The following is a 15,288-nucleotide window of genomic DNA, read 5'->3' on the forward strand; positions in this document are numbered from 1 at the left end:
GGTTCCCTGCTTTCTTTTGCGTATCTCCTACTTTTGGTATATAAAAAATATCTAAGAAAAAGTTTCAAAAACTATTTTCAAATTTAATTAAATAATATATAATAAATATATTATTTAATTAAATGAATATTAACTAAATAACAGGAATACAGATCTGTTTTGTTTCATCACTCTATCAAAAAACGGCGCCCTATTTATATAAAGTGATTTTAGAGAGATAGAATAGTAATGTTATTTCGTTTGCTAACACTCTATTGCCTAAAGGAGAGATAATGATGACAAGTATTTTTAAAAAGACACTGCCCTTATTAGCAGTTTTTGCAATGGGAACTCCTGCATTGCCACTGAATGTGGTCTCTCCAACGACCGTTTCAGAGGTTCAAAAACCGGCTCCAGTAAAGGAAAAACGATATTATGTCTAGCACTGGGTTGAATCTAAAGAAAAGACGCCTAGAGCTTATAAAAAACACAATGGAAGATACTACATCAGTGTTGGCTATGACATTAAGAAAGGAAAAATTGGCGTGCCAACAACTGAAAGTCGAAATACTTATAGGAGAAAACTTGATTATGAGTATGGATATGATGAAAAACTTAAAGAAGTAGATTATGGTAAATACACTCAAGCAGAAGTGGTTAATATTACTTTCTATGGAAACGAGTTTATTAACCAAGTCGATATTTTCTATTATAATCCTTAGTACTTCAGCTTGTTAAAGCCATATAGAGCGTTTTAAGCGTCTTTATAGCTTGGTAATCTGTTTATTCATGTTGCCATTAAAAGCTTGAGAGAGCGCTTTCTATGACGATTTAGAGACAATAAAACACCTGATGATCTTATCAGATGTTTTATTATTTGTCCAGAACAGTTTAGTGTTTGCTACTGTGACCTGTGCTTGCAAAAGATGAGCGAATCAGCATGCCACCTGTCAAAATCACAATGACCACAACCAGCATTTTAAGGCTATTAATGTCTAAATTGGTTAAAAAGAAGACGGCTAATAAGACCCCAATAACACCCCCGCTCACAATACCAGCAAAGCCATCCCAGCTAACTCTGTCTGAGGAGATAAATTGGCTACTAGATGCTGTCATAATCATAGCTGCATCTAGCATCATGACTGGCATGGCAACCGCAGGGCTTAGCCCCATTAATGAAAAGAAGATTAACTCTGGCGCATAGTTTCCTAAACCAATGGTCATCAAAACACCGATGGTAAAGTTAAAGACAATACCTACCAGTAACCAAATGCCGTGAAGTCCATGAGCAGAATCTGAGATATTAGCCCCTGGGTTGGTTACCATGCGAAAGACCATAATCAAAGCTGCTATAATTAAAAGAATGCCCAAGAAGCGTTGAATGGTTGGTGTATGCCAGTTCTTTGTAATTTTTGTGCCAAAGTAAGCACCAATAAAGGCTGCAGCAGCCATGCTAATCAAGGTCAAGGGTTCTACCCTAACAACAAAAATAAAGCAGAGCGATTGAATTAAAACTGGAATAGCATGCGCAACCGTCATAGTGCCGGGGAGTTTGCGATCATCAGTGACGAGTTTGGTCAACTTAAAAAAGGTAGTTGTCGTGGCAAAAGACCCGATACCAAGGGTATCGAGAGTATCTGTCACCAAGCCAATCCAAAAGCCTGTCCAAAAGCGCTTGAAAGGGTTAATTTTGTGAGTTTTGATGTGTCGGACGAGCAAGCCGAACAGAAAAAGCATTGCCAAGACCAGCAAAGCTTGTATTAGTCTAAGGATAATCATTTCATTCATAATCACTAGTTTACAAAAAAAAGCCTGAATCGTCAATTTTACCCTCTGAAACATATAATTTCTTGTCAAAAAAAAGAATTTTGTCTATAATAACAGAGAATTAGGAGGAAGTTATGACTTTATTTGAACATCTTGTCTTTAAAACCCCAGTATTACGCGTTAACAACCGTGACCTAAACATTGCCTTTTATCAAAACATGTTAGGCTTTCGATTGGTTTCAGAAGAAAATGCGATTGCAATCTTCTCATCATGGGGCCAAGGGAAAGAACGTTTTGTCATTGAAGAGTCTCCAGCCAACAGAACAAGGGCTGTAAACGGACCGAAAAAGGTCAATACCATTGTTGTTAAAACCACGGAACCTAAGGATATTGTCCAGCTATTAGCACGAGCTACTGAGCCAGTCACAGTATATAAAGGAGAAAAAGGGTACGCATTTGAGACCTTATCACCAGAAGGCGACCGTTTTTTGGTGCACGCCGAAGATAACCTTGATCGTTTAACCATCAGTGATAAGCCTGACGTTGATAAAGACCCATCATTCAAAGGTCTGAGCCAATTTACATTTGATAGGATTGTTTTAAATGTTCCAGACCAAGTGCGCGCACAGGCATTTTACCAAGATATTTTTGGCAATAACCTTCCAATAGCACTAGATTTTGAGACAAAAACAGGTTCTGACTTAACTATTGCCCCACACATTGCATGGGATTTGGAGATTTTAGAGTTTCAGCTGCCAGCAGATGCTGATTTGCCTAATCTAAAGTCAGCGCTTGAAGCAAAAGGACACCAGGTCTATTTGGATAAGAAAAATACGGTATTAGTAGTGTCTGACCCAAGTCAAATAGAAATCTGGTTTGTTAAATGACCCTATGTTTAGAAGAACTAATACAGCAACACTTGCAAGCAAATGATTACCCTGGAGCCAGTTTGGCTCTTTTTCACTCTGGTCGTTGGCAGGAGGACTATATTGGAACAATTGATGGACACGCTCCGACTAAGCCAGGTCTCCTTTATGATTTAGCCAGTGTGTCAAAAGTTGTTGGTGTGTCGACTGTTTGCATCAAAATGATAACTCAAGGCCTATTAAAACTCGATGCTCCTCTGGTATATTATTATCCTGAGTTTGGCAATGGCGACGTGACTCTGAGGCAATTATTGACGCACACTAGTGGCTTGGATCCTTATATTCCAAATCGTGACCAACTCAATGCCTTGCAGCTGAGACAGGCGATAAACCAATTACAGGTGACTGCTGATTGCACTTTTCATTATACGGATGTCAATTTTCTACTTCTTGGATTTATGTTAGAGCATATTTGTGGCAAACCTCTGGATGCTCTTTTCAAAGAAGAGGTCTTTGCCCCTTTTGGGATGAAGGAGACCTCTTTTGGGCCAAGGAGAAATGCTGTGCCTACTGTAAAAGGAGTGAGAGATGGGCAGGTACATGATCCAAAGGCAAGAGTATTAGGGCATCACACGGGTTCAGCAGGGTTGTTTTCGAGTTTGAAGGATTTAGAGGCGTTTTGTGACCACTATTTGAAAGAGCCGTTTTCTGATGCCCTCTTTCAAAATTATAGTCAGCAACCTAAAACCAGATCTCTAGGATGGAACTTGGAAGGCTCTTGGATAGATCATACTGCCTACACGGGGCCTTTTCTCATGATTAATAAAGCACAACAACAAGCTGCTATCTTTTTAACCAATAGAACCTATTATGGTGATAACAGAGCCCTATGGATTAGTAAGAGAGATAAACTCCAAGTGGCGATTAGAGAATGTTTGAGATCTAAAAAGCAAGGATAACAGCTGTTATCCTTGCTTTTTACTGATGCTAGACAAAAGAACATGGGAAAGTTCCCATGTTCTTTTGGTGTGTCATTATTTGCCTGAAACGGCTTCAGCAGCTTCATCCATTGAAAGGACTTCGTGGAACACACGTTGAGTCAATTCAGATTTTTGTTCTGGAGTGAGGTATTTAGTGTTTACACAGTATCCAGAGATACGAACGATAACATCTTCACCAGACATGATTTTTTCGTAAACGTCGTTAAGGTCCATAACGTTCAAGTTAACGTGTTGACCACCGTTTTCGAAGTAACCATCAAGAACTGTTACCAAGTTATCAACTTGCTCGTCAAAAGTTTTACCTAATGCACGAGGAGATACTTGAGTAGTCAATGAGATACCATCGCTAGCGTGTGAGAATTCAAGTTTTGCAAGTGAGTTAAGGTTTTGCAACCAACCACCTTTAGCCTTGTTAGATGGGTTTGCACCTGGAGAGAAGAATTCAACTTTGCTTGTGTTTACAGAACCATCTTCGTTAAGGAATACTCCACGGTGAACTGGAGAGTTACCAGTTTGTTTAGAGTATGCAACGTTTGAAGTGATAGTAAGAAGAGATACAGTTGCTTCAGAATCTTTGTAAAGTTTGTGGCTAGCAAGACGAGAGTAGTATGCTTCCATCAACCATTTAGCGATGTCATCAACACGGTCATCATCTTCACCGTAGCGAGGGAAATCACCAGTTACTTCGTAGTCGTAGATGTAACCATCTTCATCACGAATAGTTTTAACAGTAGCGTATTTGATAGCTGATAGAGTGTCGACAGTGTTTGCGAAACCACAGATACCGAATCCCATGTTAGCGCGTTGGTGAGTTGGCAAGAATGCCATTTGAACTGCTTCGTAGTTGTACTTGTCAGTCATGTAGTGGATGATGTTAAGAGCATCTACGTATGTATCAGTCAACCAGTCAAGAGATTTTTCAAAGTTAGCCATAACTTCATCGAAGTCAAGGATTTCTGAAGTGATTGGTTCAACAACGTTAAATACTTTATAGTCTTTATGAACATCGTCATAACCACCGTTAAGACCAGTAAGAAGAGCTTTAAGAACGTTTACACGTGCACCGAAGTATTGGATGTTGTGGCGTTGTTCTTCGTTTTCTGGGTCAAGTGGAGATACACAACATGAGATACATGACATTTCGCCGTATCCTTCTTTAGCCATTGTTGTTACACCTTCGTATTGGATTGAAGAGTGTTTGTGGCTCATCTTCATACAGTAGCGACGGAATGCATCTGGCAATTGGTCAGTCCAAAGAACAGTCAAGTTTGGCTCTGGAGAGTTACCAATGTTGTCAAGAGTGTTCAAGAAGCGGTAGTCCATCTTAGTTACACGGTGACGACCGTCGTTACCCATACCAGCCATTGAAGTTGTGATGAATGTTGGGTCACCTGAGTAAAGTGCGTCGTAAGCTTTTGTACGAGCAAATTTTACAGTACGAAGTTTAAGAACGAAGTCATCAACAAATTCTTGGATTTCTGATTCGGTAAATGTTCCTCTTGCAAGGTCACGTTCTGCAAAGATGTCAAGAACGATTGGCACACGTCCAAGAGAAGTAGCAGCACCGTTAATCACACGACATACAGCCATGAAAGCGATGTTTACCCATTGGATAGCTTCTTTAACGTTTTCTGCTGGGCGACGAACGTCAACACCGTAAAGGTCACCAAGTTTTACAACTTCACCAAGTGCTTGGTATTGAAGGTTAACTTCTTCGCGAAGACGGATTGAATCTTCATCGATTTCAGTGATTGCATTCCAGTCGTTAACTTTTTCTTGCATCAAGAAGTCTGCACCGTAAAGAGCAAGGCGAGCATAAACACCGATGATACGTCCACGTGAGTATGCATCTGGAAGACCAGTAACAGTGTGAGCGTGACGTGCACGAAGGATGTTAGAAGTGTAAGCACGGAAGATACCGTCGTTAACTGTTGTTACATGTTTCGTAAAGATTTCATGAACAGCTGGGTCTGGCTCGTATCCATTTTCAGTCAATGTAGTTTCCGCCATGCGGATACCACCTTTAGGTAAGAAGTTCAATTTGAACAACTCTTCGTGTTGGATACCATAGATTAGTTCGTTGTCTTTGTCAATGAAACCAGCAGGGATACCAGAGATTGAAGAAGGTTGATTATCGTAAGGGAAACGAGTAGCTTCGTAGTGAGCTTTTGTGTCTTCGATAATCTTCTTGATAGCAAGAGAACGTTCAGTTACACCAGCCAAGAAAGATTCATCTCCATCATATGGTGTATAGTTGGCTTGTACAAAGCGTGCTACACTGGCTCTTTCTTTCCAGTCAGTTCCTTTGAAGCCTTCCCAAGCTTTTTCAAAAACGTCTGTATTAGTCTTAACAGTTGCCATAACAGTCTCCTTTATTTTTTAGTAATGCAAATCATTACGTTTACATTGTTAAGTTTAGCACAAAGGAAGCGTTTTCGCAAGCAATTTTCTTGACATTGTTAACATTCTATTGTAATACAGTTTTTTATAGCGTTTTCAAACTGTGTTATAAGGTCTTTTCTTGGTTTTAAAGAGCTTAATCGGTATAATAAAAGAGGAGGTAGCCATGCTTATTTTTCCATTAATTAACGATACCTCGCGAAAAATTATCCACATCGATATGGACGCTTTTTATGCCGCTGTTGAAGAAAGGGATCGTCCAGAATTGCAAGGGAAACCTATCGTGATTGCAAAAGATCCTAGAACGACAGGATGGCGAGGAGTGGTTTCCACATGTAATTATGAGGCTAGAAAATATGGGATTCATTCGGCCATGAGCTCAAAAGAAGCCTACGACCTTTGTCCGCATGCTATTTTTATTTCGGGAAATCACGCTAGGTACAAAGCTATTGGTCAAGAAATTCGCGAGATTTTTAAACGTTATACAGATCTGGTGGAGCCAGTTTCTATTGACGAGGCTTACTTGGATGTTACGGAAAATAAATTACAGAGTAAGTCAGCTGTTAAAATCGCAAAAATGATACAGTATGACATTTGGCATGAGCTGCACTTGACGTGCTCAGCTGGGGTGTCTTATAATAAATTTCTGGCCAAGCTGGCAAGTGATTTCCAAAAGCCAAGAGGCTTAACACTTTTATTACCAGAAGATGTCCCTTCTTTTTTGGAGACATTACCGATTGAGAAATTTCATGGTGTTGGGAAAAAATCGGTTGAAAAGCTACATGATATGGGGATTTTTACAGGTAAAGATCTCTTAGAAATCTCTGAAAGCAAACTCATCGATCAATTCGGGCGATTTGGTTTTGACCTTTATCGAAAGGCGAGAGGCATTAGTAATTCACCAGTTAAACCCAATCGTATCCGTAAATCCATAGGCAGTGAGCACACTTATGCCAAACTACTTTACCAAGAAGCAGATATTAAAGCCGAAATTGCTAAGCAGGCTAATCGAGTGGGGAATTTATTAGCAAGTAATAAAAAATTAGCTAAAACCATTGTATTAAAAGTGCGCTATGCTGATTTCACAACCTTAACGAAGCGAACGAGTTTACCAGATTTAACTCGTGATTCACGAGTTATCAATCAAACAGCTCAAGTTCTTTTTGATAGCTTGGACGAAAACAATACAGGAATTCGGCTATTGGGCGTTACGGTAACGGGACTAGAAGACAAACGCGATAATATTTTTTTGGACATTTAAAAACAGGAAGCCTTCTCAGGCTTCCTGTTTTGTTAAGGAGTTTATACGAATAAATCATTTTGTTTTTGACCATCATTAAGCACTTTTGCTTTGTATAGGGCAAAGCCATAAAGGGCTAGTTGAGCAAGTAGGATTATAACAGCCCAAAGAGAATATTCTGAGAAGAATTGATTAACAAAATTAAAGGTACAATAGACAATTCCAAGGATGTATGGTACTAGGCTAACAGGGAGTTGTTGTTTGATTTTTGACAAATTCCTGAATGATAAGCCCACGATTGTGATTAGCACAATAAAACTCAATACAAAGATAAAAATAGCAAAAGGACCTAAGAGGATACCATTTTCAAGGTTTGAAAGTTGCTCTGGTGGCAAGGTTGCTCGAAATTCCTCGTTGTCAAACTGAGTAGATACGTAGAGTACAGCGACAAATCCAATCACTGATAACAAAACACCAATGATGTTTAAGATAATAATAACGATAGTTGAAGTTCTAAGTGCTTGGCGCACTTTCTCATAAGAAATCATAGCATCCTCCTTGATGGGGCTAAATTGTATTTTTTTGTTAGTACAAATATAGTATACCATAGCCTTAGGATTTAAGAAGGTTTTTTTAGCAATTTTTTTTGAAAAAGAGACTAAGGTCTTCCTCTGAGATTCCTATCATAGGATCAATATTAAATATGTTTTGAGGGGTCAATATTTTTTGAGCAGTGGCATTTTCAGATAACTCATGTGGATTTATCTCAGGTTCTTGAGCTGTTGTCTTGTTAATAGGTGATGTTTTGGAGATGGTTTCTGAATGAGGGTCAGACTGAAAGCGTTCAACCAGATAGGTTTTTCGCTTGTCACCTTCGTTTTTGACGGCGTAGTCAAATGCAGCGAATTCGCCTAGTAAAATCAGCTTACTTTTTGACCTCGTGATGGCTGTGTAGATTAAGTTTCGTTGCAAGAGCCTGCCACTTTGGCGTGTGATGGGCAAAATGACAACTTGAAATTCACTCCCTTGTGATTTGTGTATGCTCATGGCATAGGCAAGGGTGATTTTAAGCCACTCATTACGAGGGTAAGTGACCTGACTACCATCAAAGTCCATGATGATTTCATCTTGTTTTGATTCGGTATATTTCGCTGGAATCAAGTCTGTGATGTAGCCAATGTCACCGTTAAACACGTTGAGTTGAGTATCGTTGACCAGATGTAAAATCTTATCACCCTTGCGAAAATGAGTGTCTTTGAGTAAAAATTCAAGCCCGTCAGTCAATGGATTGAGCAATTCTTGCATTAGCTGATTCAGGTTATTGATGCCAGCCAGTCCTTTATACATTGGTGCTAGAATCTGAATTTCTTCAGCAGGGATACCACTTTTTATGGCAGTTGCAACAATTTTTTTTATCATTTCAGGAATGTTTGCAGCTTGAGCTTCGAAATAAGAACGGTCTGCCTTTTTGTCCTGGAAATCAGTGCTCAAGATGCCCTGTCTCATTTGATTAGCAAGGTCCACGATGGTAGAATCTTGGGATTGACGAAAAATTTTGCGTAAGGCAATTTGTGGCAGCAAGTCAACCTTTAGCAAATCAGCTAAAACTTGCCCAGGGCCAACAGACGGGAGTTGGTCGCTGTCACCGACGATGATAAGTTGTGTATTTGAAGCAACGGCACTCAATAGTTGATTGGCTAGCCAAGTGTCTACCATGGAAAATTCATCCACAATCAATAAGTCACAGTCGAGATAGTCGTCCATGGCCTGGTAATCATTGTCACCATTTAATCCCAAATGGCGATGAATAGTAGCGCTAGCTAGTCCGGTTAATTCATTCATGCGCCTAGCAGCTCGACCGGTTGGCGCCGCTAAAATAATTGGAATATTTTTTTTATCCAAATCAACGTTATGCAAATCTGCATAGACTTGCAAAATACCCTTAATCACAGTTGTCTTACCTGTTCCAGGGCCACCGGTGAGAATAAACACATTATTGGTAAGAGCCTGTACGATAGCTTCTTTTTGGATGCTATCGTATGTAATGTCTAGTGCTTTTTCTGTTTTTATGATGGCTTGCATGACATCGTCTTTGGTAAAGGTATTAGCCATTGGGGTGTCAAGGAGACGAGATAGATTTTTGTGAATACCTGCCTCAGCCTGATATAGACGATTATCAAAAACCTTAGTATCAATGGTATTAACTTTTCCATCGTCAATCAGTTGCGTCAGCTGTTGTGCCACGATAGTGGGATCGCATTCAACTTGTCGGGACTCTTCTAGAAGCTCAATAGCAAAGGCTAAAAGGTCACGAGCCTCAACGTAGGTATCTCCTTGACTGATCGATTTTTCTAAAAGGCAATGTAGCAGGGCTGCTCGAAAACGTTTTGGAGAGTCGTTTTCGATACCGACTTGTTCCGCTAGGCTATCAGCTGTTTTGAAACCAAAACCATGAATGTCTTCGACCAAACGGTATGGGTTTTCTTTAACCACCGTAATGGCATCGTCTTTATAGGTGTCAACAATTTGAAACGCAAAGCGATTTGCCAAGCCTAGTTCGGCTAAAGCAGCAATCATTTGTTCTGTCCCATAGTTAGCCTTTAGTTTAGCAACAAAAGCCTCTCGATTGGCTTTTGACAAACCAGAAATACTGTTTAGTGCACTGGGGTCGGCTAAGATTTTGTCAATAGTATCAGTACCGTAGAGGGATAGAATTTTTTCAGCTGTTTTTTTTCCAATCCCTTTAAAATGATCACTAGAAAAGTAATTGATTAGCCCTGAGGCAGATGGTTTGGCTCTTTGGTAGCGACTTGCTTTCACCTGAGGCCCATACTTAGGGTGTTGACTGATTTCTCCCCAAAAAGTGTAGTCCTCGCCTTCCATAATTTCAGCCATGGTACCAGTTATGATAATCTCGCTCTCGTCAAATTCACTATCAGTATCTTCTAATATTAATAAAAGGATTTTAAAAAAATTTGAAGTGCTCTCAAAAATCACACGGTCAACAGTCCCGGTAAAAAAATAATCCATAAGGCGACCTTTCTATTGGTTAGATAGTCGAAAACCTGCCAATTGGCAGGTTTTTATGACTAAAAGAGATGTGTTTTAAGGATGGGCCAAAAGCGGAATTTAACCTCACCAATAAGGTCTTTTTCTTTGAAGGTGCCGACTTCACGACTATCACGAGAGACGATACGGTCATCGCCTAACAAGAAATACTCGCCTTTTGGTACATTGACCTCAAATTCGGTATGACCATCAGTGTCAGTAGTGAAGGCTTCAGAGTATTCAGCCAGTTGTTGGAAGATGTTATTGTAAGAATACGTAGAAGCTAGTTTATCCTTTTTAAACTCGGTTAAATATTTGACCAAGTAAGGTTCTTTAGTCTTTTTCCCGTTGATGTACAAAGTGTCATCCTTGTATTTGATGTTATCGCCGGGCATGCCAACAACTCGTTTGACAATTTCTTTTTTCTTCCCATGTTCTTCTTCTTGGGCTACGACAATGTCAAAGCGGTTAATACGAGTGTGCTTCAAGATAATCAAACGCTCTTTATGAGCCAAGGTTGGGTCCATTGAATGGCCATCTACCTTAACAGCTTGCCAAAAAAACAGTCGAGAAATAAGTAGTAGTAGGATAAAAAGGGTTAAGGGACCCCATTCTTTAAGATAGTATTTCATAATAGTCCTTTATCTAAATGATTGATTAGAAAGCCGTTGGGCTTTTTGAGTGTTAGCAAAATGTAATTTAGCGCAATGTTCTAGACCAGGCATGCCATAGGCTGCTAAAATTTGGCTGGCAACTTGGTCGGACTGTTTGCCAGCCCCACTAGGAAGTTTGTAACCAAGGTCTTTACCTAGAGTGTCTAGGTTTTCCAAAAAAAGATTCCTAGCAATAATTGAACTGATGGCAACGGCTAGGTACTGGCCCTCAGCTTTTTCTTGAAAGGTCAAAGGATTAGTGAACTGATTTTTTTCTTTTTTTAAATGCTTTTCATAATTATGCTGGCTAGTGAAAGCGTCAATGACGATCTTGTCGGGTTTAACCCCGTCATTTAGCAGCAAAAAAATGGCTTGATTATGTAGCGCTACTTTTATAGAAACAGCATTGTAAGGTTTGCCATCTCCTACCATCTCATTATATTTTTTAGGAGATAATAAAAGCGCACGGTGTTTAATGTCTTTTTCCAGTATTGGAGCCAATTGCCGGATTTTTGTATCCGTTAAGGTCTTAGAATCACCAACTCCTAGTTTTTTGAGCCAACTATGCTGGTCTGGGGTGACAAAGCTTGCCACGGCAGCGATTCCGCCAAAATAAGAACCGTTTCCCACCTCATCACTACCAATTAAAGGCATAGATTGAGATGTTGTGTCTGTTTCTCTTTCCTTTTGTGGTTTACTTGTTTGTAATCCAAGTTCTTCAGCCAAAGATAGGGCTGTTTTCCCTTGTAAGACGAGCTTGCCAGAAGTATAAAATAGCAAAGTCGTCCCATTTTTTTTTGCCGCAAAGGTGACATAGGGGTTGGCGTTGCTTATTTGATAGGGCCCTAGCTTGTTAGATAGGGCCTTGCTAGTGTGAGCATCTAATTTAAAAACCAAGGTATCCATAAACGATATTTTACCATAAAACCTTATTTGAGGAAAGCTCTAGCTTAACAATTTTCTAATTAATAAAGAACATTTTACGAAAGTTTAGTTTTAAGGTATAATGCTTAAAAGAGGTGACCTATGAAAAGTATTAATCGTTACAAATTTACCTTTGGGGAGAAAACCCTCACATTAACAACAGACAAGGACAATCTTTTTATGGAAGAGGTTGACCGAGTAGCCAAAGAAAAATACAAGGCAATTAAAGAGCAATTGCCAGACGCTGACGATGAGACGATTGCGATTTTGATGGCAATTAACACGTTGTCGACTCAGCTGAGCAGAGAGATCGAGATTGAAAAAATTGAGGCAGAGATGCTGCAATTGCGCCAAAAAAAAGTGCTAGATATTCAAGAAAAAGCTAATCAAGCAGTTACAGACGAGGTATAGCGATGTTATCTGTTGTGATTCTTATTTTATTGGCTTGGCATTTTTATATTGGCTATAACAGAGGAATTATTCTTCAGTTATTTTATAGTATTGGAGCGGTGTTGTCTTTTGTACTTGCTAGCCAATGGTACCAATTTTTAGCAGATAAGTTAACGTTGTGGGTACCCTATTCCAACCCAGCTGAAGGCGTAAGCACGCTTTTTTTTACAGATGTGAATATTTTTAAATTAAGTGCGGTCTATTATGCTGGGATAGGCTTTTTCGTCTTATTTTTGGTGGTCTACACCATGGTCAGACTGCTAGGAGTGTTGGTTCATATTTTTCCGATTGACCATTTTGATCAACCTTCTACCAAGCTTATGAGTGGTTTTTTAGGCATGATTGTTAGCCTGGTTTTTCTTACAATGACGCTGATAATTCTTGCGACAGTGCCGATGCCGTTTGTTCAAAATCAGTTGCATGCAAGTGCCTTGTCTCGGTTAATCATTAACCACACCCCGATATTATCAGATGCCCTTAGGCAGCTGTGGATAACTGTTGCATAGTTAAGATCAGAATGTTCTGATCTTTTTTGATAGATTAAATTTAGCACTTTAGATGCTTTTTAGGTATAATAAGAACTATGGATAAAAAGATTTTAGAACAATTAGAGTTTGATAAGGTCAAAGACCAATTTAGACCCTATTTGCAAACGCAACAGGCCAAGCAAGAACTTGACCATTTAGAGCCAACCAATAATAGAAGTAAGATTCAAGACTATTTCGCGGAAATGATGGACATGACAGCCATATTTGTAGAGCGTCATCATTTTGCGTTAGGCTCCTTGTCAGATGTTTCAGAAAGCATGCGACGTCTAGAATTAGAGGCAGACCTCAATATTCAAGAGTTGATTGCCATTAAAAAACTACTGCAAGTATCCGCCGAAGCTCATCGATTCTATGTTGATTTAGAAAATGTTACCTTAGTTGCTTTAAAAACCTTATTTGAAAAGATAGAGGTTTTTCCTAGCCTGCAAGGAAGTCTTCAGGCCATCAATGATGGTGGCTTTGTCGAGAACTTTGCCAGTCCAGAGTTGGAAAATATTCGCAAGCGGATATCAGCCTCAGAACAAACTAGTCGTCAAATGCTTCAGGATTTGCTGAAAAAGCAGGCTGATTATTTGTCTGAGTCCCTGATTGCTAGCCGAAACGGGCGCAGTGTCCTACCGGTCAAAAATACGCACCGAAATAAGGTTTCTGGAGTTGTGCACGATATTTCAGCTTCTGGGAACACTGTTTATATCGAGCCAAGAGCATTAGTGCAACTTAACGAAGAAATCACTCAACTCCAAGCTGATGAGCGTCATGAGGTGACGCGTGTCTTGAGAGAGTTATCTGCCATGTTAAGACCTTGTAGTGATGCTTTGAGAAATAATGCTTGGCTCTTGGGGCATCTTGACTTTGTTAGGGCTAAATACCTCTACATGCAAGACAAAAAAGCCATCATACCAACCCTATCGACGGATAAAACCTTGCAGCTGTTGAATGCTAGACATCCGCTTTTGATAGATCCTGTAGGGAATGATTTGAGATTTACAAAAGATTTAACAGTAATTGTCATTACCGGGCCTAACACAGGTGGTAAGACCATCATACTAAAAACTCTGGGACTGGTTCAGCTGATGGCGCAATCGGGTCTGCCGATTCTGGCTGACAAGGGGTCGCAGATTACGATTTTTAACGGCATTTACGCAGATATCGGAGATGAACAGTCTATCGAGCAAAGCTTATCAACTTTTTCGAGTCACATGACTCACATTGTTGAGATACTAAACCAGGCAGATGCCGACAGTCTTGTGCTTTTTGACGAACTCGGGGCAGGAACGGATCCTCAAGAAGGCGCTAGCCTTGCGATGGCGATTTTAGAGCAATTGCGTTTGACAGAGATCAAAACAATGGCGACTACCCATTATCCAGAGTTAAAAGCCTACGGCATTGAGACTGCCTATGTTGAAAATGCCAGTATGGAGTTTGACACAGACAGCTTAAAGCCGACTTATCGTTTTATGCAAGGCGTCCCAGGGCGCTCTAATGCCTTTGAAATCGCTAGAAAACTAGGCTTATCTGAACACATCATTTCAGAAGCGCAACAAATGACGAATACAGATAGCGATGTTAATCGAATCATTGAACAATTAGAAAAACAAACACTGGAAAGCAGAAAACGCCTAGAGCGCATCAAAGATGTCGAACAAGATAACCTCAAATTCAACCGCGCGGTGAAAAAACTTTACAATGATTTTTCACAGGTAAAAGACAAAGAGCTTGAAAAAGCAGCTCTTGAAGCAAGAGAGATTGTTGACTTGGCTTTGGCTGAAAGTGAGAGTATCTTAAGTCGCTTGCACGACAAAGCGGAGCTAAAACCTCATGAAATCATCGAAGCTAAGCATCAATTAAAGGAATTAGTTCCTGATGTTGACCTATCTAAAAACAAGGTTCTCAAAAAAGCAAAACAAGCAAGAGCTCCTCGCGTTGGGGATGATATTATTGTGATAGCCTACGGCCAGAGAGGGACTTTGATTAACCACCTCAAAGACAACAAGTGGGAAGCTCAAGTAGGTCTGATTAAGATGACCATCAAAGAAGATGAGTTTAATTTAGTTAAAGTAGCAGAAGAAGATCAAAAACCAAAGAAAAAGACGGTTCATATTGTGAAAAAAGCAGCAGCAAGTAATGGTCCTAGGGCTCGTTTGGACCTCCGAGGCAAACGTTACGAAGAAGCTATGCAAGAACTGGATGCCTTTATTGACCAAGCTTTGCTAAATAATATGGGACAGGTCGATATCATCCATGGTATTGGCACAGGTGTTATTCGCGAAGCAGTCACTAAATATCTTCGCCGAAATAAGCACGTTAAAAGCTTTGCATATGCGCCGCAAAATGCAGGTGGCTCAGGATGCACTATTGCCAATTTGGGCTAGAAGCTAAAAAAGACCACATCCTAATGTACTGACCCCCAAA

At 39.9% G+C, this 15,288-nt stretch carries 14 protein-coding genes; 8 read left to right on the forward strand and 6 right to left on the reverse strand.

Translation table 11 applies throughout. The annotated features are described in order from the left end of the window. The first annotated feature begins 272 nt into the window (after positions 1-272). Together AKK44_RS09015 and AKK44_RS09020 are read left to right on the forward strand one after the other, a co-directional pair. Positions 273-422, forward strand: coding sequence for a hypothetical protein (locus AKK44_RS09015; protein WP_161802569.1), 150 nt, complete (start codon positions 273-275; stop codon positions 420-422). A 102-nt stretch (positions 423-524) separates the two neighbouring features. Next, positions 525-701 (forward strand): hypothetical protein, encoded by a 177-nt coding sequence (locus tag AKK44_RS09020; protein ID WP_161802570.1) that lies wholly within the window; start codon positions 525-527, stop codon positions 699-701. A gap of 169 nt (positions 702-870) precedes the next feature. Here AKK44_RS09020 and AKK44_RS05890 read toward each other — a convergent pair whose 3' ends face one another. Then, positions 871-1,767: a sulfite exporter TauE/SafE family protein gene (locus tag AKK44_RS05890; protein ID WP_201777505.1), complete on the reverse strand. Its 897-nt coding sequence runs from the start codon at positions 1,765-1,767 to the stop codon at positions 871-873. 113 nt (positions 1,768-1,880) lie between these two features. On the opposite strand from AKK44_RS05890, the gene AKK44_RS05895 reads away from it, so the two are divergent. Next, entirely contained in the window at positions 1,881-2,633 is a 753-nt protein-coding gene (locus tag AKK44_RS05895) for a CppA N-terminal domain-containing protein (protein ID WP_037594326.1), read from the forward strand. Next, the gene (locus AKK44_RS05900) at positions 2,630-3,571 is read left to right on the forward strand and encodes a serine hydrolase domain-containing protein (protein WP_054278922.1); all 942 of its coding nucleotides are present in this window, start codon (positions 2,630-2,632) and stop codon (positions 3,569-3,571) included. The genes AKK44_RS05895 and AKK44_RS05900 overlap by 4 nt, the downstream gene beginning before the upstream one ends. Before the next feature lie 75 nt (positions 3,572-3,646). On the opposite strand, the gene pflB is transcribed toward AKK44_RS05900, so the two are convergent. Next, the gene (pflB, locus tag AKK44_RS05905) at positions 3,647-5,974 is read right to left on the reverse strand and encodes a formate C-acetyltransferase (RefSeq protein ID WP_037594323.1); all 2,328 of its coding nucleotides are present in this window, start codon (positions 5,972-5,974) and stop codon (positions 3,647-3,649) included. 205 nt (positions 5,975-6,179) lie between these two features. Here pflB and dinB point away from each other — a divergent pair, with 205 nt between their 5' ends. Continuing rightward, entirely contained in the window at positions 6,180-7,274 is a 1,095-nt protein-coding gene (gene dinB, locus AKK44_RS05910) for a DNA polymerase IV (RefSeq protein WP_054278923.1), read from the forward strand. 41 nt (positions 7,275-7,315) lie between these two features. Here the strand turns inward: dinB and AKK44_RS05915 are convergent, their stop codons facing one another. The 4 genes from AKK44_RS05915 to rnhC all read right to left on the reverse strand — a co-directional run bounded on the left by AKK44_RS05915 (position 7,316) and on the right by rnhC (position 11,860). Continuing rightward, positions 7,316-7,801, reverse strand: a complete 486-nt coding sequence (locus AKK44_RS05915; protein WP_054278924.1) for a hypothetical protein — start codon at positions 7,799-7,801, stop codon at positions 7,316-7,318. 85 nt (positions 7,802-7,886) lie between these two features. Continuing rightward, a complete protein-coding gene (gene recD2, locus AKK44_RS05920; RefSeq protein WP_054278925.1) occupies positions 7,887-10,283 on the reverse strand; it encodes an SF1B family DNA helicase RecD2 in 2,397 nt (798 codons plus the stop codon). Between the two features lie 59 nt (positions 10,284-10,342). Then, the gene (gene lepB, locus AKK44_RS05925) at positions 10,343-10,933 is read right to left on the reverse strand and encodes a signal peptidase I (protein WP_054278926.1); all 591 of its coding nucleotides are present in this window, start codon (positions 10,931-10,933) and stop codon (positions 10,343-10,345) included. Positions 10,934-10,942: 9 nt separating this feature from the next. Then, positions 10,943-11,860 carry a ribonuclease HIII gene (gene rnhC / locus AKK44_RS05930; RefSeq protein WP_054278927.1) on the reverse strand — a complete coding sequence of 306 codons (918 nt, stop codon included), beginning with the start codon at positions 11,858-11,860 and terminating at the stop codon, positions 10,943-10,945. A 120-nt stretch (positions 11,861-11,980) separates the two neighbouring features. Here rnhC and AKK44_RS05935 point away from each other — a divergent pair, with 120 nt between their 5' ends. The 3 genes from AKK44_RS05935 to AKK44_RS05945 all read left to right on the forward strand — a co-directional run bounded on the left by AKK44_RS05935 (position 11,981) and on the right by AKK44_RS05945 (position 15,248). Next, positions 11,981-12,289: a hypothetical protein gene (locus AKK44_RS05935; RefSeq protein ID WP_037594314.1), complete on the forward strand. Its 309-nt coding sequence runs from the start codon at positions 11,981-11,983 to the stop codon at positions 12,287-12,289. 2 nt (positions 12,290-12,291) lie between these two features. Continuing rightward, positions 12,292-12,834 carry a CvpA family protein gene (locus AKK44_RS05940; RefSeq protein WP_054278928.1) on the forward strand — a complete coding sequence of 181 codons (543 nt, stop codon included), beginning with the start codon at positions 12,292-12,294 and terminating at the stop codon, positions 12,832-12,834. A gap of 77 nt (positions 12,835-12,911) precedes the next feature. After that, complete coding sequence (locus tag AKK44_RS05945) at positions 12,912-15,248, forward strand: endonuclease MutS2 (protein WP_054278929.1); 2,337 nt, start codon at positions 12,912-12,914, stop codon at positions 15,246-15,248. The last annotated feature ends 40 nt before the right edge of the window (positions 15,249-15,288 follow it).

Origin of the sequence: Streptococcus phocae, from assembly GCF_001302265.1 — a bacterium.
In the GTDB taxonomy this organism is placed as follows: domain Bacteria; phylum Bacillota; class Bacilli; order Lactobacillales; family Streptococcaceae; genus Streptococcus; species Streptococcus phocae.